This is a genomic window from Bacillota bacterium (assembly GCA_024655925.1).
In the GTDB taxonomy this organism is placed as follows: domain Bacteria; phylum Bacillota; class DTU025; order DTU025; family JANLFS01; genus JANLFS01.
The window spans coordinates 1-20,072 of sequence record JANLFS010000027.1 but is presented as its reverse complement, the minus strand read 5'-3'; the positions used below and the strand labels follow the sequence as shown (position 1 = coordinate 20,072).

19 protein-coding genes are annotated in these 20,072 nt (G+C 60.8%); 6 read left to right on the top strand and 13 right to left on the bottom strand.

Features of this window, described 5'->3' with window-relative positions:
* The 6 genes from NUW23_05895 to NUW23_05870 all read right to left on the bottom strand — a co-directional run.
* On the bottom strand, positions 1-219 hold a 219-nt coding region (locus NUW23_05895), incomplete at its 3' end, for an ABC transporter substrate-binding protein (GenBank protein ID MCR4425709.1).
* A gap of 69 nt (positions 220-288) precedes the next feature.
* Entirely contained in the window at positions 289-1,977 is a 1,689-nt protein-coding gene (locus NUW23_05890) for a M24 family metallopeptidase (GenBank protein MCR4425708.1), read from the bottom strand.
* Between the two features lie 32 nt (positions 1,978-2,009).
* Positions 2,010-3,041: an aminotransferase class I/II-fold pyridoxal phosphate-dependent enzyme gene (locus NUW23_05885; GenBank protein ID MCR4425707.1), complete on the bottom strand. Its 1,032-nt coding sequence runs from the start codon at positions 3,039-3,041 to the stop codon at positions 2,010-2,012.
* A gap of 16 nt (positions 3,042-3,057) precedes the next feature.
* Positions 3,058-4,680, bottom strand: a complete 1,623-nt coding sequence (locus NUW23_05880; GenBank protein ID MCR4425706.1) for a D-aminoacylase — start codon at positions 4,678-4,680, stop codon at positions 3,058-3,060.
* Between the two features lie 7 nt (positions 4,681-4,687).
* Positions 4,688-6,052: a hypothetical protein gene (locus NUW23_05875; protein MCR4425705.1), complete on the bottom strand. Its 1,365-nt coding sequence runs from the start codon at positions 6,050-6,052 to the stop codon at positions 4,688-4,690.
* Between the two features lie 242 nt (positions 6,053-6,294).
* Positions 6,295-8,196 (bottom strand): sigma 54-interacting transcriptional regulator, encoded by a 1,902-nt coding sequence (locus NUW23_05870; protein MCR4425704.1) that lies wholly within the window; start codon positions 8,194-8,196, stop codon positions 6,295-6,297.
* 123 nt (positions 8,197-8,319) lie between these two features.
* Here NUW23_05870 and lipB point away from each other — a divergent pair, with 123 nt between their 5' ends.
* A complete protein-coding gene (lipB, locus tag NUW23_05865) occupies positions 8,320-9,198 on the top strand; it encodes a lipoyl(octanoyl) transferase LipB (GenBank protein ID MCR4425703.1) in 879 nt (292 codons plus the stop codon).
* On the opposite strand, the gene ltaE is transcribed toward lipB, so the two are convergent.
* Complete coding sequence (gene ltaE / locus NUW23_05860) at positions 9,195-10,247, bottom strand: low-specificity L-threonine aldolase (protein ID MCR4425702.1); 1,053 nt, start codon at positions 10,245-10,247, stop codon at positions 9,195-9,197. The genes lipB and ltaE overlap by 4 nt on opposite strands.
* 207 nt (positions 10,248-10,454) lie before the next feature.
* Between ltaE and NUW23_05855 the strand changes: the two genes are divergently transcribed.
* Positions 10,455-11,831 (top strand): GntP family permease, encoded by a 1,377-nt coding sequence (locus NUW23_05855; GenBank protein MCR4425701.1) that lies wholly within the window; start codon positions 10,455-10,457, stop codon positions 11,829-11,831.
* A gap of 39 nt (positions 11,832-11,870) precedes the next feature.
* Here the strand turns inward: NUW23_05855 and NUW23_05850 are convergent, their stop codons facing one another.
* Positions 11,871-12,821, bottom strand: a complete 951-nt coding sequence (locus tag NUW23_05850) for an aldo/keto reductase (protein ID MCR4425700.1) — start codon at positions 12,819-12,821, stop codon at positions 11,871-11,873.
* Between the two features lie 290 nt (positions 12,822-13,111).
* Between NUW23_05850 and NUW23_05845 the strand changes: the two genes are divergently transcribed.
* The 4 genes from NUW23_05845 to NUW23_05830 are packed head-to-tail and all read left to right on the top strand — an operon-like array spanning position 13,112 to position 16,787.
* Positions 13,112-14,656 carry a methylmalonyl-CoA carboxyltransferase gene (locus NUW23_05845; protein ID MCR4425699.1) on the top strand — a complete coding sequence of 515 codons (1,545 nt, stop codon included), beginning with the start codon at positions 13,112-13,114 and terminating at the stop codon, positions 14,654-14,656.
* Between the two features lie 38 nt (positions 14,657-14,694).
* Positions 14,695-15,177, top strand: coding sequence for an OadG family protein (locus tag NUW23_05840; protein MCR4425698.1), 483 nt, complete (start codon positions 14,695-14,697; stop codon positions 15,175-15,177).
* Positions 15,178-15,220: 43 nt separating this feature from the next.
* On the top strand, positions 15,221-15,640 hold the full coding sequence (locus tag NUW23_05835) for an acetyl-CoA carboxylase biotin carboxyl carrier protein subunit (GenBank protein MCR4425697.1): 420 nt from the start codon (positions 15,221-15,223) through the stop codon (positions 15,638-15,640).
* A 16-nt stretch (positions 15,641-15,656) separates the two neighbouring features.
* Entirely contained in the window at positions 15,657-16,787 is a 1,131-nt protein-coding gene (locus NUW23_05830; GenBank protein ID MCR4425696.1) for a sodium ion-translocating decarboxylase subunit beta, read from the top strand.
* 135 nt (positions 16,788-16,922) lie between these two features.
* On the opposite strand, the gene NUW23_05825 is transcribed toward NUW23_05830, so the two are convergent.
* The 5 genes from NUW23_05825 to NUW23_05805 form a co-directional block, all read right to left on the bottom strand.
* Positions 16,923-17,609, bottom strand: a complete 687-nt coding sequence (locus tag NUW23_05825) for a hypothetical protein (protein MCR4425695.1) — start codon at positions 17,607-17,609, stop codon at positions 16,923-16,925.
* A 1-nt stretch (position 17,610) separates the two neighbouring features.
* The gene (gene mce / locus NUW23_05820) at positions 17,611-18,027 is read right to left on the bottom strand and encodes a methylmalonyl-CoA epimerase (protein ID MCR4425694.1); all 417 of its coding nucleotides are present in this window, start codon (positions 18,025-18,027) and stop codon (positions 17,611-17,613) included.
* Positions 18,028-18,033: 6 nt separating this feature from the next.
* Positions 18,034-19,041: a methylmalonyl Co-A mutase-associated GTPase MeaB gene (meaB, locus tag NUW23_05815; protein ID MCR4425693.1), complete on the bottom strand. Its 1,008-nt coding sequence runs from the start codon at positions 19,039-19,041 to the stop codon at positions 18,034-18,036.
* Between the two features lie 23 nt (positions 19,042-19,064).
* A complete protein-coding gene (locus NUW23_05810) occupies positions 19,065-19,463 on the bottom strand; it encodes a cobalamin B12-binding domain-containing protein (GenBank protein ID MCR4425692.1) in 399 nt (132 codons plus the stop codon).
* Positions 19,464-19,484: 21 nt separating this feature from the next.
* On the bottom strand, positions 19,485-20,072 hold a 588-nt coding region (locus tag NUW23_05805; GenBank protein ID MCR4425691.1), incomplete at its 5' end, for a methylmalonyl-CoA mutase family protein.

Below are 20,072 nucleotides of genomic sequence, written 5' to 3'. Positions count from 1 at the left end.
TTCAGCTATGTAGACAACTCTTCTGCCCCTAATCCCTCCCGCCGCATTAATCTCCTCGATAGCCATGTCCACTCCGGTCTTGATGTAGTTCCCGGTCATGGCAGCGGCGCCGGTGAGGTTCGCTACTATGCCGATCTTGACTGGCTCTTCCTGGGCGAGGACTGGTGTCATGCACAACAACAGCACTGTGATCGCACCAATCATTCCACGTAGTTTCAAGTAAGCGCCCTCCTTCCTGACTTTGGCAATTGAGGCTGATTGAGGCGAGTCTCCGTCTGACAGTACTGCCTAGGCCCGAAACGAGTGCCGTCTGCTCACCTCCCCTTCTGGGCCAAACTCGCAAGGCCCGCGACTAATGACGATCGATCCCTGATCATCCACGACGAACGTATCTTCGCAGGTAATCGCATGGTCTTCATATGCGCAGTGAAATTCGACACATGCTACCATCCCATGATGAACCGGGCGAGAGATTCCCGGCTTGAACCCGAAGGTGTTCGACTCCTGCCTCTCGATGACATGCCCGATATCACGCGGATAGTCAGTCGCCCAATCGAATCCAGGGGGCATGTACCCCGTCTGCGAGAAGGTGGAGTTCCTGGACGCCATCTGACCAACACCCATGTGGTGGATCTCCGCCCCGGTCATTCCAGGTCGAATCGACGGAATCGTCTCCAGAAGCATCACTTCTTCCATGGCATCCGCCACATGCGCGGCAGCCTCGGTAGTAGTCACGGTTCGCGCTATGTCGCTACACGCATGGAATAGACCGTCGTCCACTACGAAGACCCCTGCATCTATCTTCAAGGAGTTTGAACGACGTGATAGCAGGTGATTGCCGGGACGGGCAGGAAAGATCGTTCTCGCCCCGGTGTGATTCCCTGTGAAATAGAACTCGAGCGTCACCGGGAGGCGTTCACGCTTCGCGAAGTCTGAGAGAAGGCCGAGGTATACTCTGTCCACATCGCGCTCGGTGACCTCCACGCCGGCCCTTATGGCCTTGGTCGCGAAGTCCGCAGCACCGTCAACCGCATACCGTGATGCCATCGCCGCAACTACGAAGTAGGGGATGTCCAAGAAGGCCTTCTCTTCGCGCCAATCCTGCATAAGGTCTCCCGCAGGCGCCAGTCGGATTCCCCGGTCCTCCATGTCCAGGAGAGCCGAGGCCCCGATTGTGTCAGCCTCGTACCCCACGGTCCCTGTAGGGACAATGTCACGCAGCGCGGCTGAGAGGCCGGGGTAGTCCCGGGAATCCGATCCTTCCGCAAACGCCACGGAGGATGGGATGATCAGCCACACCTCGTCTGATCCCGTCAGGTAGAGAACCGCGAACCCCCGCTCAGACGCGAGAGTCCCGGGGAACCCGGAAAGCTCCTGGAAATCGGCGACCCAAGTGCCCAGGAGCGCATCCACTCCACGCTCGGATGCCATCGAATCCAGCAACTCGAAGCGCTTGTCGGGGCGTTCCTCGTACCACTCGGCTAGACGGTTTTCATCGGGATGGCCCGAAGTGAGTCTCCTTGCGACTGCCGCGACTTCGTTTCTGTGATGATTGAAACGGCGGAGCACGTCCGTTCGCGTGGTCCTCATGGTACGCACAGGCATCTCCGGTGCACGGTCCACGTCGACCACAAGTTCCGCTCGCAGCTGTGTGTAGATGGAAGCGGGCATCTCGGCATCGCATGTGACCTTCTCATCGCCCACGATGGCACGAACCGCGTCCGTGACCGTCCGGAACGCCTCTTGAGAGCGGCCAGGCAGGAAGTATGGGTTGAAGAAGACTGCCGGCATCGTACTGAAGTCCACTGCTGACAGGTTGCCGGCCTCGATTTGTCTGACCAAAAAGTAGTTACGCCCACCGTGCGACAGGACGTAAGGCAGGACGTGCCTTCTATCATGATCCTGGGTCGGGGTTTCCATGGTTCCTTTCTGACTGAGCCCGGTCATCCGTTCGACTGTCTGCGCGCACGAATACATCCTCGCCACAGGAACCCCACCTTACCTGCGCTTTAGTGAAGCGCACGTTTCACGGCCTCTATGGCCATCTCGATGTCATGACGGGTTATGCCGTAGTGCGTAACCATCCTGAACCGGCCCCGACTGGGTGCGTTCACTATCACACCGTTCTCCTTCATTCTAGCTACTAGGGCGTCCGCTCCTCCGGGAACATTCGCCGCGTTGACGAAGACCATGTTTGTCTGGACCAGCGAAAGGTCGATGTCCAACCCGAGGGCCACCAGGCTCTCAGCCAACACCCTCGCATTCTCGTGGTCTTCCGCGAGCCTGTCGACCATCTTGTTCAGGGCCACGATGCCGGCGGCTGCCATAACCCCCGCCTGCCTCATGCCTCCCCCCACCATCTGCCGCATTTTGCGGCATCTCCTGATGAAATCGGCGTCTCCGACTATGAGTGAGCCGAAGGGGCAGGCGAGCCCTTTGGAGAGGCAGAAAGTGAGTGAGTCAGCGTCTTTGGCAAGATCCTTTGCAGGGACCCCAAGCGCGATTGCGGCGTTGAAGATCCTCGCTCCATCTACGTGGATCAACATTCCATGGGCGTCCGCGAACCTCCGCAATTCCTCCATGTGGGCCACGGATATGCATGTGCCGCCTGCTGCGTTGTGAGTGTTCTCCACACAGAGCAGCTTGTTGGGCGGGTAGAGAACACCGTCAGCAAAGAGTGCGGCCTCCAGATCCTCAAGCTTGAACATGCCCGCGTGACCTTTGACCCGCTTTGCCAGGACGCCCGCCACGGCGGCCAGGTGCCCAGTCTCGCACCGGTAAACGTGGGCGTCGGCCTCGACGATGATTCCGTCACCTCGCTGGGTGGATGCAAGGATGGATACGAGGTTTCCCATCGTCCCGGACGTGACGAAGAGCCCCGCTTCTTTGCCGAGCTTCTTGGCGGCCAGGGTCTCCAGCTCCTGGACCGTCGGGTCATCCCCGTAGTAATCGTCACCTATGACGGCGCTCCTCATGGCGTCCCGCATTTCCTCGCTGGGCAGTGTGATGGTGTCACTTCTCAGGTCGACAATCCTTGACATGAGATCTCCTCCCGTCTTATGTGTGTCGTCTTAGTAGAAGACGGCCGGGCCGCGCTCCGGTCAGCTCCCCGCCCTCCAATACAACCTCGCCGTTAACAAGTACGTGCATCACCCCGACGGTACGGGGGTTCTGGTATTCACAGCCAGCCAGGCACCCTTCGTCAGTCACAGTGGGCGCTATGGTTGCTGGATCGAAGACCGTGACATCAGCGGCAAACCCAGGCCTCAAGACACCCCTGTCCCACAATCCATACCGGGCAGCCGGAGCCGATGTGATCTTGCGCACTGCTTCCTCCAGAGAAAGCAGACCTTCTTCTCGAACGTACTTCCCCAGAAGCTTCCCGCTAGTCCCGAAGTTCCGGGGAAACGGGCAGTTCGGTCCGGCCTCAGCGAAGGAAGCGTCCGTCATTACCATCGAAGCAGGATGGGACAGGGCCGACCGAATCGCATCCTCTGGAACATAGACCGCCGTGAGATATAGCCCGCGTCCATTGGCCTCCAGAAGATCGAAGAAAACGTCCCACGGGTCCTTTCCCGCTGCCCAAGACAGAGCCTCCACCGACTTCCCAACCGCCCAAGGCGTGTAAGGGGCCTGGCCGATCCGAAGGATGTCCCATCTAGAGTGTTTCAGGTGCCCTGAGGTACCCGGACCCAGAAAATCCTGCATATCGCGTCTCAGCCGGCTCCTGAAACCTGGATCGCTGAGCCTTGCCGCAAGGGATTCGACCCCGTCTTGCTTGTACTGAGGCGGTATTGTCGCCAGCACGTTGTTGCCGCCCACCGTGTCCAGATGGGTGTCAAAGGTGACGTCTACGCCTCGCGCTCGTGCCTCATCTACCTGGTCTAGGGCCTCTCTCCATTGGCCCCATCCGCCCAACTGCGGGACCATATGGGAGATCTCGAGAGGAACGCGGGCAGTCTGTGCGATGTCTATGGCTTCACCCACCCCGGTCGAGAAACTCTCCCGCAAACCGCGGGTGTGAGTCGCGTATACCCCTCCCCACCTCGCAACAATCCTGCAGGCCTCGGTCAACTCGTCCCGAGACGCGAAGTTGCCTGGTTGGTAGACGAGACCTGAACTGACGCCGAGGGCACCGGCAGCCATGGCGTCAGTCACCAGTTCCATGATTTCGAGGCGTTCCGCAGTGGAGAGCTCCCGTTGGGTTCCAGCTACGTACTCACGGATTGTGTTATAGCCGATGAGAACTCCAACATTCGTGCACATCTTCTGGCTCGCAGCGGTTTGCAGATACTCCCGGAATGTACACCAGGTAACGTTCTCGCGAACGCCCACACTGCTTAGGAGGTCCAATTGCAGATCGGAGAACCGCCGTTCGCGAATGGGAGCGGCAGATACTCCGCAGTTCCCACAGATCTCGGTTGTGAATCCTTGTGTGATTCTCTGGCTGGCGTCCGGATCCCAGAAGAAGCTGTAGTCTGAATGGCTGTGTATGTCTATGAAGCCGGGAGCTACCACCATCCCGTGGACATCGAGAGTCCGCGCTGCCGGCAGATCAATCTTGGGTGCGATCAGAACAACCACACCGTCTCTGACCGCAACGTCAGCGCGGTACCACGGTACCCCCGTGCCGTCCACCACGTATCCCCCGACGAGAAGCACATCCAAGCAGTGAACCATCGCACATTCACCCCCGAGTCCTTGCCAGTCTCAGATGGTCCAATGCGATTGTCAGCGCCTCCGTACCGCCAAAGCTCCCCGCTTTGGTCACGATGAGCATGCCGTCAGCGACCCCGCCTACGATTCGGCCGCGAGGTATGCCCGGAAGTAGTTCCCTATCTAGGTCAAGCCCTATAGCTCCCAGTGCACGGCAGACTGCCACGGCCGTGTCGCCACCTGTTACAATAATCCCTGCCACCATGCCTGAAGCTACGGCAGCCCTGGCAACACAGGCCAGAGCGTCCCGTATGTGAGCTGATTCTGAGAACAGGGGCCTAGCATGTCTGGCTTCCCGGCCTTCTCCGTTCGGGGATCGAGACCTGTCTATGGACACCATGACGTCGTGCCCAGAGGCCAACGCTTCTCGAGCTGCGCGCTCTGCGCGGGTAAGGTATTCTGAAGACCGGTCTTCCAAGAAAAGCTCAAGTGGGGAAAGTGCGATCGAGAACACGTGTGGATCACGGATAGCCGCGGCAACTTGCTCAGCACTGGTGCGCGTGGCACTCCCGACGACGACGAGAATCCCGCGTCCCACACTGGCCGCGCCACTGGGCGGGGGCGACCCGCTTATGTCCAGGGAACGGGGCAATTCAGCGGCGAGGCCAGCCGAACCCGCCATAATGCAGCCCGGGCCTACCACAACAGCCGCGTCCGCGATAGTGCCAAGATCCCGCTGGTCTACAGCATCAGGCACAATGATCTCGGCGCCTTGGCTCGCCAGCGACAGGAACTCCCGTGCGAGCGTGTTCACTCCACTCCTCACTTTCCCCAGTGAGATCCGTGCTGTTTTTCTATGACTTTGCCTCTGTATTACCTCATCCACAGCCGGGCTCACCGCAGGCAAGAGAATGTCCGTCCCCGCTTCGCTCTGGTCAAGAGGCACGCCATGAACCAAAAGGCACCCATCCACCGTAGTCCTCCCGTTGGCCGGAAACGCTGGTGCGAGCACACAAATCGACGCGCCCAAAGCGCACATGACACCATCAATCTCAGCTCCGATGTTTCCTCGGAGAGTGGAGTCTACTTTCTTGTATATGTAATCGACCCCGTGCTCAGCTAGGAGCCGCGCAGCCCTGTAAGCTGCGGTATAGGCACGTTCTGCCACCAGATGCCTGCTGTCTGTGTTCAGGACCACGACGTTGGATCGACGTAGTGCCAACTCAGCTGAGCCCTCATCGATCAGCACCGTGGTCAAGAGACCTGCCTTCCTGAACTGCACCCCGGCGTCACCGGCGCCTGTGAGATCGTCCGCAATTATGCCGAGCTTCGGTAGCTTCTCATCGTCGCCCAGGGGACTCACCTGCCACTTCTGATAGTGAACCGAAGTCTTCACCGCTACAGTCAGCCTATGCGACTTCCATGCCACCAACCTCTGAGACAGCGAGGAAACCCGTATTGGCCTGGGCTGGTCTAGAACTGGAGCGCCGTCTAAGTGACTATCCTCATGTGCAACCGAGCCGGACGCCGTGAGTCATAATGAGCCATAATGAAACATTCCCCTCTCTGCCCCCGAGGTCAGTGTCGGGGAAGAGAGGGGTCAGCGGGCGAAACCCGAGATGCCGGTGTTTCGATATATTACTCATGTTGCGCAGTCTTCAGTTTCCGCCACAGCGTTGCCCTGCTTATGCCCAGAATCCTTGCGGCCTCGCGCTTGTTTCCGCCGGCCTCCGATAGAGCGCTCTCGATGGCCTGTCGTTCCATCTCGGCAAGAGTGCCCTCTGAAGCTGCCGGCACGCCTTCCGCTCCCTTGCGCCTGGGACTTGTATACTCATCATGCATAAGCGCTCTGATGTCCTTTGCCCCCGCGGTCTCCGAATCGAGGCTCGTGACTATTCGCTCTATGATGTTGCGAAGCTCTCGGACATTCCCCGGCCATGAATATGCGGTAAGAACGCGCATTCCGTCCGCGCTGATTCTCTGCGGGGGCCGACCGAATCTCTCGCTGAGCATCTCAAGAAACAGAGAGGCGAAGACGGGGATGTCCTCCGGCCTCTCCCGAAGTGGCGGAATCCGCAGCGAGAGCTTGTTCAACCTGTAGTATAGGTCCTCACGGAATTCCCCGCGCGCCATGGCCTCCTTGAGGTCCACGTGAGTCGCGGCGATTATGCGGACGTTCACGGGTATGATGCGATCTCCCCCGACCCGCATCACTTCGCGTTCCTCCAAGACCCTCAAAAGGCGGGACTGAAGGGGCATGGACATCTCTCCGATCTCGTCGAGGAATATCGTCCCTCTGTGGGCCTGTTCGAAGAGACCTTGCTTTCCCCCTCGCCGGGCGCCTGTGAACGCTCCCTCTTCGTATCCGAAGAGCTCGCTCTCAAGTAGACTCTCCGGCACCGCGGCGCAATTGATGGCGACGAAAGGGAAACCCCTGCGGGCGCTCTCATTGTGGATGCTCTGAGCGAACAGCTCCTTGCCTGTCCCGGTCTCCCCGGTGATGAGGACCGTGGAATCCACCCTGGCGAACTTCTTCGCGCGCTCCACAAGCTCTTTTACATGAGCGCTCGCTGTCTTGATGTTGGCGAAAGTGTAGCGTGCCGTATGGCCTTTGGTGTGGAGTTCTTTCCTGACTTTCTCCTCAAGTTGTTGAATCCTTGTAACGTCCTGGAAAGTGATGACCGCACCTGTGACCTCGTTCCTAACCCTGATTGGGACTCTTGTAGTAATGATGAGAGTCTCCCCTATGTGGCTGAGCTCTCCCGTCTCGGCCTTGTCCCCTGCCGCAAGCCTGTCCATGGAAACGTCCGGGATGAGCGCGGAGATGTTCCTGCCCATGGCCTCTTGAGCTTTCATCCCAAACACCCGCTCCGCCACTGGGTTGAATACTCGGATCGCGCCATCCGGGCCAAGGCCTATGATGCCTTCGTGTGCGAAGTCGAGAATCGCCCTGAGTTCCTGAGCGCGCTCCCTCTCGCGCATGCGCACTGCGGCCACGTGCTTCGCCTCGGCGATCGCCCTCATGATCGCATCCTTGCCCGAGCGGATCAGGACACTCCTGGCACCATGGCCCACGGCGGTCCTGGCCGCCACCGCGTCGCCCACAATGACCTCCAGGCCCGCCCGAACTGCGTGTGCAACTCTGGATTCGGCCTCTGCCTCGCTTGCGAGGACTATCGGAACGAGATCAATATCGAGAATCTCTGCTATGTCCTCTGCCCCGTATACGGTGTTCTTGAAGCCCACAACGCCTATGCTTCGCCCGAGTTCCTTTGCCTGGGCAAGGGCTTTGAGAAGGTCGAGTGGGCTCACCTCGATCAGAACGACCGGGATCTCGAGGGCACGCTCAATGGCAAGGGCAGTGCCCCCCCGACTTATGATGACCTCAGCCCCTGCCCGCTCCATCTCCCGGGCGACTGCGACACCTTCCGAGAGGTCTCCAGACCGCACCTCAGCGTCCTCCCCCAGTTCTGAGCAAACCGAGGAGCAGAGGTTAGCGAGTTCCTGGTACGGGGCGACTATTCCGATTCTCGGGCGCATGGGATCCCCCCCAAGGTGCAATGTTCTACCTGCGCAAGGAGGAAACTAGAGAGTCAAGGAAGTAATGAGCAACCGGGCCCTTAATCGTGCAACGCGGCAGACCCAAAGAAAGGTGACGTGCAAGTGGAACGAACCCTCAAAGTCCTGAACCTGCCACTGACCCCATACCGGGAGGCATGGGCCCTCCAACATGCGCTTCTCGAGCTCCGTGCCAAGGATGAGGTACCCAATGCCCTCATCCTCCTCGAGCATCCCCCGGTGATCACCATGGGCAGGCGGTCATCCGCAGACCACATCCTGGCCCCGCGTGACGTGCTTGCCCATATGGGCATTGAAGTGATCGAGGTCGAGCGGGGCGGGGACGTCACCTTCCATGGGCCTGGGCAGCTGGTCGGCTACCCCATCGTCGACCTGCGTGCAGCCGGCCTGGGAGGAGTGGACCTCCTACGCAGGATCGAGGAGGCCATCATCGGCGTGCTCGCGGGCTTCGGCGTTTCGGCCTCGACTGTCCCGGGCCTGACCGGGGTGTGGGTCGGGGCGCAAAAGATCGCGGCGATTGGCGTCGGGGTGAAGCGCGGCGTGTCCTACCACGGTTTCGCCATGAATGTCACGACAGACCTCTCATACTTCGACCTCATCGTCCCCTGCGGCATCAGGGATCGGGGCGTGACATCGCTTGCCCGGGAGTTGCCGTCGGCCGCCGGCAGGGTCCCGGCGGGCGCCGAGACGCCAAGAGAAGGCGCTGCCTCAGTCCAAACGGGGCCCGCGGCCAGCACCAGTACTCCAGCCGGGCCACACGAGCCTCCCCGGTCACACGTATCCGTCGAATGCGTAAGGCCGGTCGTCGCATCGACCCTTGCCCGGGCGTTAGGCTTGGCACTCGATCCCGCCGGGCCCGTTTCGGACCCGTCCGCCATCCATCCTTCGCTCTCCCCCACGGCCGTCCGACAGCCCACACGGCCCGCCGGGCCCAGCGAAGAGGCACCCCGCGAAAATGCCTAAAGGTGCGCCTGGCACACCGCCCACACCGCTTTCAGAGCCGGTTCAATGTGCTCCTGTTGGAAGTGCCTGTTTGCCACGGCGCGGATTCCGAACGGTGGCCTCGTCGTCACCCGGACTCCATGAGTTGCGAGTTCAGAGGCAAACTGCTCGGAGCCGATGCCGAGCCTGTGGATATCGAACATCACGATGTTCGTCTGGACAGTCGAAAGGTCTATGGACACGCCAGGGATCTCGGAAAGCCCCCGGGCAAACTCTTTCGCATTGTCATGGTCCTCGGCCAGCCGGTCCACCATCTTCGTGAGTGCGATTATTCCTGCCGCCGCAAGCACCCCGGCCTGCCGCATCCCGCCTCCTGCCATCTTCCGGTTCTTCCTGGCGCGCTCGATGAAGTCGGCAGTTCCAGCAAGCATGGACCCTACCGGGGCCGAGAGCCCTTTGGAGAGGCAGAACATGACCGAGTCCGCGTGTTTTGCGATTTCCCGGACATCGACTCCAAGGGCGATCGCGGCGTTGAAGATCCTCGCCCCGTCCATGTGGAACGTCATGCCTCGCTCGCGTGCGATCTCGGCGATGGCCTCGAGAACCGGAATGCCGGTCACTGTGCCGCCTCCGCGGTTGTGCGAGTTCTCCACGGTGATGCACGTGGTAGGGGGATAGTGAATGTTCCTCGGGCGGAGTGCCTTTCTGACGTCGTCGGGGTTCAGGATTCCGTTCTTGCCCGGCACTAGCCGCGGCACGACTCCGGCAATGGCCGACAGCCCGCCCACCTCGTAGTAGTAGATATGAGATTCCGCTTCCAATACTATCTCATCGCCACGCCTGCAATGGGTCATCACCGCCACCAGGTTGCCCATGGTCCCGGAAGGCAGGAACAAGGCAGCCTCTTTTCCGACTTTCTCAGCTGCCAGAGCTTCGAGCCTGTTGATGGTCGGGTCCTCCCCGAACACGTCGTCCCCGACCTCGGCGGACCGCATCGCCTCCCGCATTTCGTCAGTGGGGAGCGTGCACGTGTCGCTCCGGAGTTCTATGAAGTTGCCCAAGTGTACCACCTCTCGCTTCCGTCCCAGTTACCTTAATTAACAGAGGATACTACAGATCTACCGGCATTCCTGCCTTCCGCCCTTTCATACAATCCTACTGGAACGCTATCTGGCAGATTCAGGGAGGATATATGGGAGGATAATCTCAGCGGCCATAGAAATTACTATGGCGGCGTCTGTGTGCCGCACATATCCTCGAAAAAGGGAGGTTCACTGATGGCAAGTGGTTCAGGGCTTCTTCTGATCCTACTCGGGGCGATCGTGTTCATCGTCTACATGACGGGCAAGGTACGGATGAATGCATTCCTGGTCCTCTTGATAGCAGCGTTCGCAGTGGGGCTTCTTGCACAGACTCCGCCTCCGGTCCCAGGAGTCGGACCCGGTGGGCAACCCGTTGCCGGGCTCATAGACGTGATAGCGACGGGCTTCGGCAACACTCTGGCGAACATCGGGATTGTGATCGTGGCGGGCACGATCATCGGGGCGATCCTCGAAAAGACCGGCGCAGCGCTGGTCCTCGCCCGCACCATGCTTCGTCTGGTGGGGCAGCGCAGGTCTCCTCTGGCCATGGCGCTATCAGGCTACGTTGTCTCCATTCCGGTCTTCTGCGACTCCGGATTCGTCATCCTCTCGTCGTTGAACAAGGCTCTCGCTCAGTCCAGCGGGATATCTCTTGCAGTGATGGGCACCGCGCTTTCCATGGGGCTCTACGCAACTCACACCATGGTTCCCCCGACCCCGGGTCCAATCGCCGCGGCAGGGACTATCGGAGCAGACCTTGGCATGGTCATCGTGATGGGGCTCATCGTGTCGCTGCCGGCGGCCATAGCTGGGTGGGTTTACGCCGTCCGAGTGGGCTCGAAGTTCGACATCAAGCCGAAGAGCGAGGTCACTTACGAGCAGCTCATCGAGAAGTTCGGGCGGCTTCCAGGGGCTTTCGAGTCCTTCCTTCCGCTCGTAACCCCCATAATCCTGATCGCCTTGAGGTCGGTAGCGATGTTCAAGAGCAACCCCCTGGGGGAGGGGCTGCTGCGGGATGTGCTCATCTTCATAGGCCACCCCATCTTCGCGCTGCTTATTGGGGTTTTCCTGGCCATGCGCCTCGCCCCCAGAATCGACAAGGAGGTCTATGGGGACTGGGTCGCCAAGGCAATCGAGACATCCGCGGTCATCCTCGTGATCACCGCGTCGGGCGGCGCGTTTGGGGCGGTCCTCAAGGCCACTGGGGTGGGGGACTACCTTGGGCAGGTGCTCTCCCAGTATCACCTCGGGATCTTCCTGCCTTTCATCATCGCCGCGGCTATCAAGACAGCTCAGGGCTCGTCCACGGTGAGCCTCATCACGACGGCGGCCATCGTCGCTCCGCTCCTCGATAGCTTGGGCCTTGGCACGGGCATGGGCCGCGTCCTGGCGACTCTCGCAATCGGCGCAGGGTCAATGGTGGTATCGCACGCGAACGACTCCTACTTCTGGGTCGTATCGCAGTTCTCCGACATGGACGTAAACACCGCGTACAAACTGCAGACCGGCGGATCCCTCGTGACCGGACTCGCGGCCATCGCCGGCATCGCAGTGCTCAGTCTGATAGTGTAGAGGCTCCCGGCCGATTCGGCCCAGGGGCTCTCGCGGACCTCATACGAACCTGATAGCGAACTCCGGGCAGACGGGCCCGCAGTACCGGCACAGGACACAGCGGGCCCGGTCGACCCGGCACTTCCCATCCACGATGGCCAGTGCCTCGCTCGGGCACATCTCCACACACTTGCCGCAACCCCTGCAGGCAGGTGCCAGAAGGAACCATTTCTCCCCGCCCGCTTTGGTCTGCTTCGCGGCATCCTCGGGGATCGGGCGGCCCTCGAAGATGCTGGTGTTCACGAGCAACTCGGGGACAGAGACCATCCCCACCGCCACGCAATGAACTCCGGGGAGGCTCGCGGCGAACCTCAGGGCCTCCTCGCGTCTCGGTATGAGGTTGCCACCGGCGAGGGTCTTCATCAGGTAGATGCCCTTGCCCCGGCGGGAAGCCTCGTCGATGGCTTGGGCCATCTCCTCCACTCCTCCGTCGGCAATCCCGAGGCCAGCCATGTTGATGAGGGGATGTATGACGTCGATGTCTTGGTGCAGGCCAGCCTCCCGGACCACACTGATGTGGTGAGTGGAGATGCCTACCGCCCTTATCCTGCCTGCTCTTTTCGCGTCCATGAGACACTGCAAGGCCCCGGCGCGCTGCGAAAGAACCCCAGCGCGGGCTCTCGCCCCGTGTAGGAGGAATATGTCTATAGTCCCGCCACCAAGTTCCTCAATGCACCTGCTGACGTCCTTGTCCATCTCCTCGTACGTAGCTGCGTGGGACTTCGTGGCCACCACCAACCCAGGCAGACGGGACCGGGCGATCCTCACATGCTCGTGGGTTCTGTACACAACTGCCGTATCCACGAAGCTAATCCCCATCTCCCAGGCTCGAACGATTAAGTCGGCCCCCTCCTGGGCGGACATGCCTGACTGGTTCATGGGGAGAGTGCCAAGGCATAACCGGCTCACCTCGATGCCGGTTCTGCCCAACTCGACGCGGTCCAATGACATCGGTTGTCCTCCTGTTCCGAGTTGTCCTCAGTCGTTCCCACTCTTCTCCGGGGCTGCAGTCATCTCCTGCGTCGGGCTTTCGCAACGGGCCTTCACCGGGCCTGGCAGGAAACCTCGTCAAAGTGTATAATATAGAGGTGTTATGTTGTACAGGTGTCCGGTTCCCACAAGGGCTTGGCGAAGACCCGAACGAGGGCGCAGGTTTGGTCTTCCTCGCCCTCGATGCAGGGTCTCTTATTTTTGCACCCACACGGGTACGGCTTCCAGTAGAATTGAGAGGTGAACTACAAGTGGACGAAACCGACATCCTGAAGGACCTCGCTTCACGCAAGGACAAGATCCTAGCGGGCGGCGGCCCCGATAGGGTCGCGAAGCAACACGACGCAGGCAAGTTCACCGCGCGCGAACGCCTCCAGCTCCTGCTCGACCCGGGAACCTTCACCGAGTTGGACATGTTTGTCCGGCACAGGTGCACGGAATTTGGCATGCCCGAACAGGACCTGCCAGGTGAGGGCGTTGTCACGGGGTATGGCACTGTAGATGGGCGTAAGGTGTTCGCATTCGCGCAAGACTTCACAGTCATGGGCGGCTCTTTGGGTGAGATGCACGCCAAGAAGATCTGCAAGGTCATGGATCTCGCCATGAAGGTCGGAGCGCCTCTCGTGGGCATCAACGATTCAGGTGGGGCCAGGATCCAGGAGGGTGTGGATGCGCTCTCCGGGTACGGCCAGGTGTTCTTCAGGAACACAATTGCGTCCGGAGTGATTCCCCAAATCTCCGTCATTCTCGGCCCCTGTGCAGGGGGCGCTGTCTACTCCCCCGCCATCACGGACTTCGTCTTCATGGTCCAGGGGGCGAACATGTTCATCACGGGGCCCCAGGTCATAAAGGCGGTCACGGGCGAGGATGTGACCTCCGAGGACCTCGGGGGCGCGGCCGTCCACAATAAGACCAGCGGTGTCGCCCATTTCATGTACGACACGGAACAGGACTGCTTCACCGCCATACGCAAGTTGCTGTCCTTCCTCCCCTCAAACAACTTGGAGGACCCGCCCGTCAGCGAGGCCTGGGCAGACGCGGGCCCCAACGAAGCTCTGAGGAACATCGTCCCTCCCGAGTCCAATAGGTCATACGACATGCGGGACGTGATCCGCGGGTTCGTCGACTACGAGGACTTCCTCGAAGTCCACGCCCATTACGCTCAGAACGTCATCGTCGGGTTCGCAAGGCTGGGGGGCAGGCCGATCGGGATTGTCGCAAACCAGCCCAAGGTACTCGCGGGCTGCCTGGACATAAACACTTCCGACAAGGCCGCCCGGTTCGTCCGGTTCTGCGATGCCTTCAACGTGCCTCTGGTGAACCTCGTGGATGTGCCGGGCTTCCTGCCCGGAGTCAATCAGGAGTGGGGCGGGGTCATACGCCACGGCGCGAAACTCCTCTACGCGTATTCCGAGGCGACAGTACCCAAGATAACGCTGATAACGCGCAAGTCCTATGGTGGGGCTTACCTGGCCATGTGCTCCCGCGACCTGGGTGCGGACGCGGTGTACGCGTGGCCTTCCGCTGAGATAGCGGTCATGGGGCCTGACGGCGCCGCGAACATCATCTTCCGCCGGGAAATCGAGAAGTCCGCCGACCCCAAAGCTACCAGAGCCGAGAAGATCGAAGAGTACCGGCAGAAGTTTGCGAACCCCTACGTGGCGGCAGCCCGAGGGTATGTTGACGATGTATTCGATCCGGCCGAAACCCGCGCGCGTCTGATCGCCGCCCTCGAGATGCTCTCCAGCAAGCGGGAGACCAGGCCGCCCAAGAAGCACGGCAACATCCCCGTGTAAGTGACGCAACTGCGGTTTTCCGGGAGGAGGTTTTCCCCATGACCCTCACCGAGGATTTGATCCTTGGGCTCAAGACAACCGTCCTCGGGATGAGCATTGTCTTCCTGGGGCTGGTCGTACTCCAGTTGATCATGATATTCCTGTCGCGCTACTGCCCGGACGGGAAGCCGGCGCCCCGGATGCGTCTTTCCCACGAGATGGAGTCAGTCGCCCCCCCCAAGATCGAGACGCCCGCGGCGGCAGCAGCCGGGCAGGCGGGACCCCCAGCAGGGAACGAGCTGGCCCAGCCCACTGCCGCCCGGCCCGAAGCATCGGGGATTGGCGCTTCCACTGACGAGCATTCCTTGGAGGAAGTCGCCGCAATCGCCGCCGCGCTCGCCCTAGCCACCGAAGAAGGCGGAGGACCGTTCGCCGTCATGTCCACGAGACGAGTCGGCCCAGTTGCCCAGGCAGGGCTCAACCTCTGGGGTCTCGCAGGCAGGCAGGAGATCATGAGAGCAAGGCAATCCACTATGATCTGAATTCGAGGCCGGATTACGTGCCTCTTCGAGGAGGACAGAAGAAGTGAGGAAGTTTCGCGTCCAAGTCAATGGCAACATATATGAGGTCGAAGTAGAAGAGATCGGCGCTTACACCCAGGCCCCGGCCCCGAGAGTTGCCGCCCCCAGTGCAGGGCCGGCACCAACCCCAGCCCAGGCTCAGGCGGCGGCCGCGCCTGCCGCTTCTCCCACTGCTGCACCAAATCCCGCCCCTGCAGCCCAGGGCGCCGGGGCGATAACCGCTCCCATGCCAGGAGTGGTCCTGGACATCCGGGTCAAGCCAGGGGACAAAGTGACTCCCAACACCGTCGTGGTCATGCTTGAGGCCATGAAGATGGAGAACGAGATCTTCGCCGGGAGGAACGGTGTGGTCCGCGAGGTCACCACTACGAAAGGGGCCTCTGTGAACACCGGCGATCCTCTGGTGATGATCGACCCCGCGTAGAAGGGAGCGACTGTCCGTGTTCGACTTTGTCGTCGACTTCGTGAAGACGACGGGCTTCTGGAACCTGGGCTGGAAGGACGCAGTTATGCTTGGCATATCCGGCGTTCTCCTGTATCTTGCCATTGTCAGGAAATTCGAGCCCTTGCTCCTCTTGCCCATTTCATTCGGAATGCTGCTTGCGAACCTTCCGATGGCCAACCTGATGGCGCCACCGACCGACGGCGCCATCGGAGGGTTGCTCTACTACCTCTATCAAGGGGTCAAGCTCGGGATCTACCCACCCCTGATATTCCTGGGCATCGGCGCGATGACCGACTTCGGCCCGCTGATTGCCCACCCCAAGACCGTTTTGCTTGGGGCCGCTGCTCAGCTCGGCATCTTCACTACGTTCCTGGGTGCGCTCGTTCTGGGGTTCAACCCTCAGCAGGCAGCGTCCATAGGCATCATCGGAGGTGCGGACGGCCCAACCGCGATCTACGTCACGAGCAGGCTTGCGCCGGAGTTGCTCGGGCCGATCGCCATAGCGGCCTACTCCTACATGGCCCTGGTCCCCATCATCCAGCCGCCGATAATGCGGGCATTGACCACAAAGGAACAGCGAATGATAGTGATGGAGCAGCTGAGGCCGGTCTCCAAGACGGAGAAAATCCTGTTCCCGATCCTTGTCACCGCCGTTGTGGGCCTCATTCTCCCCTCCGCCGCCGCGCTGGTGGGGTCCCTGATGCTGGGCAACCTCCTTCGCGAGTCCGGGGTGGTGGAGCGGCTCTCTAAGACTGCTCAGAACGAGCTGATCAACATAATCACGATCTTCCTGGGCGTTACCGTAGGAGCCACCGCGAGTGCGGAGCGATTCCTCACCGCCCAGACTATCGGCATCATCGTTCTGGGCCTTGCTGCGTTCGCAGGTGGCACCGCGGGCGGCGTCCTTCTCGGCAGGATCATGTGCTGGTGGACAAAAGGAAAGGTCAACCCGCTCATTGGGTCCGCAGGTGTTTCGGCAGTCCCCATGGCTGCTCGTGTGGTACAGACTGTCGGACAGAAGGACAACCCCAACAACTTCCTGCTGATGCATGCCATGGGGCCGAATGTCGCGGGGGTCATTGGCTCTGCGATTGCCGCCGGCGTGTTGATTTCGATGTTCAGCTGAGCTGAAATGAGAAGCAGTCTGGATGGAGAGCCCCTGGCGGGATCGGTCTAGGTCCGCCAGGGGCTGCTTTCGTGCCATACGTTGTAGAACTGTATATCTGCCACACGCCCGTGACAAGCTGGGGAAGGGACCCTCCTAGAACTGGCTGGGTGGAGGCCCGAAGGAGATACCGAGCTCGACGAAGGGCGCTCCCATGGTATCCAGAGGCCCGTCGAACCTCTGCCGCCAGTTGAACCCGTCCATCCAGCCAGTCACGCCGTAGAAGTAGGCATACCCACCGGAAAGCCTGGCCGTCACGATCGGGGAGACAGGGAAGGTCAACGACGCGTAAGGTTGGGCGACCACGTAAGGTCTCCAGACCGTCGCGGAGTTCGCTCCAGCAAGCACGTCTTCGAAGTCGTCGATGATTCCCTGCTTTGTAGTAAGGGTCACTGTGCCGACCCCGATTCCAGTGCCAAGGCCGAGTCTGACTTTTTCGGAGATGTCTACATTGTACTGGAATATCATCCCGCCGTACCCAAGGCTCAGGGCGGAGGTCTTGCCGTTGTCGTCGTTGGTGGACGTCATCCCGCCGCCTGCGCCCCATCCGCCTATCGACCATTTCTTGACGTCCCCCATGCCGTACCCACCCCACATGAACATGCCAGTGGAAGGCAGGGGCGCATACTCGGCGTCCTCGAGCCCCTCGTTGAGGTCGGTGAGCTTGAGGAAAACCCAATTCGCGAAGTTTCCTCCCATCCCGCCCTGCGCCGAACAGCTAGCCGCGAAGATCATGAACACCGCGGCGGCCGCCACGGTTGTGACAAGAATCCTCTTTCTCATTCTAGTCATGCACTTCCTTTCGTTCAGTGAGCTCTATCAGGACTCCTCCTGTGGACTTAGGATGCAGAAAGGCAATTCTCGCTCCCCCTGCCCCATAGCGGGGGGTCTCGTCGATCAGCCTCACCCCTTTCTCCCGCATCTCCTCCAGGGCGGACTCTATGTCGTCGACGCGGACCGCAATGTGCTGGATCCCCTCGCCTCTCTTCTCGATGAACTTCGCGATGGGGCCTTCGGGGTCCGTGGACTCCAGAAGCTCGATCTCGGTCTCGCCAATGGGCAGGAAGGCCACTCGGACCTTCTGCTCAGCTACGGTCTCGGTCCCAGCGAGTTTGATACCGAGAGTGTCTGCGTAAACCTTGAGTGCCTCGTCGAGGTTGGCCACTGCGACTCCAATATGATCCACGGACTTGATGACCATTTGTCCTCATCCTCCTCTCTGAAGAAGCATCTTGTACAGCTCATCCCCGGCTGCGTATGGATCTATTTCTCTGGCCGCGACACGTCGGGCGATCTCCAGGGCGGAGCTGGCGGTGCCGGGGTCTTTGGCCAGATTCGCCCACATGCGGTCCGACGTGATGCGAGTGGTCTCCAGGCGCGCCCGGCGAATCCTGCGTTCCTCTAGGCCGGAGGATTCCCTGAGCCAGGCGGCGTGTCTCTCGCACTCGTCGCAGACAGCCGCGACACCTTCCCCGGTCTCGGCACAGGTCAGCAGCACAGTTGGCTGTGGAGGAGCATGGTCCGGGCCGGGGCTCCGAGATCCGGATTCCCCCGCCGGGCCGGGGGCATGGCCGTTCTGCTCCAGGGCCATCCTCACCTCGGCCGCGGTTCTGTCCGCGCCCGGGCGGTCCTTCTTGTTCACCACGAACACGTCGCCGATCTCCATTACGCCGGCCTTGATGACCTGAATGTCATCGCCCAGCCCGGGCACGAGTACGAGGACCACCGTGTCAGCAATGGAGGCGATTTCCACCTCTGCCTGCCCCACCCCAACTGTCTCCACGATCACATAGTCGTACCCCGCAGCATCCAAAACGTCGACAGCACCGGACGTGGCACGGGAAACGCCTCCTAGGTGGCCCCGGCTCCCCATGCTGCGGATGAACACACCTTCGTCGAGGTAGTGACGTTGCATCCTGAGCCGGTCCCCTAGGAGAGCGCCGCCGGAGAACGGGCTCGTCGGGTCCACGGCGATGATGCCTACAGTCTTTCCGCGGGACCGGAAGGTCGCCGCCATCTTGTCAACAAGCGTGCTCTTGCCGGATCCGGGTGGACCTGTGATCCCCATGATCTGCGCCCGGCCCGTCCGCCGGTAGAGCGATGCGTAAGCCTTGGTGAACCCCGGGCTCTCGTTCTCGATGAGGGATATGAGGCGGGACACTGCCCTGGGATTTCCGATGCGCGCCCGGTCCACGAGATCAACGATATTTGTCACCGTATTCGCCTCTCCGCTCGTCCTCACGCCCTCTTGAGGTTCTCCTGGATGAACCGGATCGTCTCCGATGTTGGGGTGCCGGGGGTGAATATGGCCGCGATCCCGCATTCGCGGAGTGCAGGGATGTCTTCTTCGGGTATGATGCCCCCCCCGATCACCAGAACATCATCCACACCCTGCTCGCGGAGGAGTTCCATCACCCTGGGGAACAGGTGGTTATGGGCACCGGACAGAATCGACATGGCTATGACGTCCACGTCCTCCTGAATCGCCGCCGCCACTATCTGCTCCGGGGTCTGCCTCAGCCCGGTGTAGATGACCTCCATCCCAGCGTCTCGAAGCGCCCTCGCGACTACCTTGGCCCCACGGTCATGCCCGTCGAGGCCGGGTTTGGCCACGAGAACCCTGATCTTCCTTTCCATGATCCGTCCTGCTCTCCCTTCCTACAGGCTCCCCGATGGTTTGTACTCCCCGAAGACCCCGCGCAGCGTATCGCAGATCTCACCCAGAGTGGCGTAGGCTTTCACTGCGTCGAGGATGAAGGGAATTAGGTTCGTGTCACCTTCCGCTGCCCGCTTGAGCGCGTCGAGGGACCTGGAGACTGCGTCTGCGTCCCGGCTCGCCCGGAGGTGGGCGAGTTTCTTCCTCTGGAGTTCTCCGACTGCCGGGTCCACTTTCAGCAGGCCTTTCGGAGGGGCCTCCTTGATTTGGAACTTGTTGAGCCCGACCACGGTCTGCTCACCCGACTCGAGGGCGCGCTGGTACTTGTAGGCAGAATCCTCGATTTCCTTTTGGATGAAGCCCCGCTCGATCGCGGCGATCGCCCCACCCATCTCATCGATGCGGCGGATGTAGTCAGCCGCTGCCCGTTCGATCTGGTTAGTGAGTGACTCTACGTAGTAGGACCCGGCAAGCGGGTCGACAGTGTCGGCGACGCCGCTTTCGTAGGCGATGATCTGCTGCGTGCGAAGGGCAATCTGGACCGATTCCTCGCTGGGCAGAGCCAAGGCTTCGTCCCTTGAGTTGGTGTG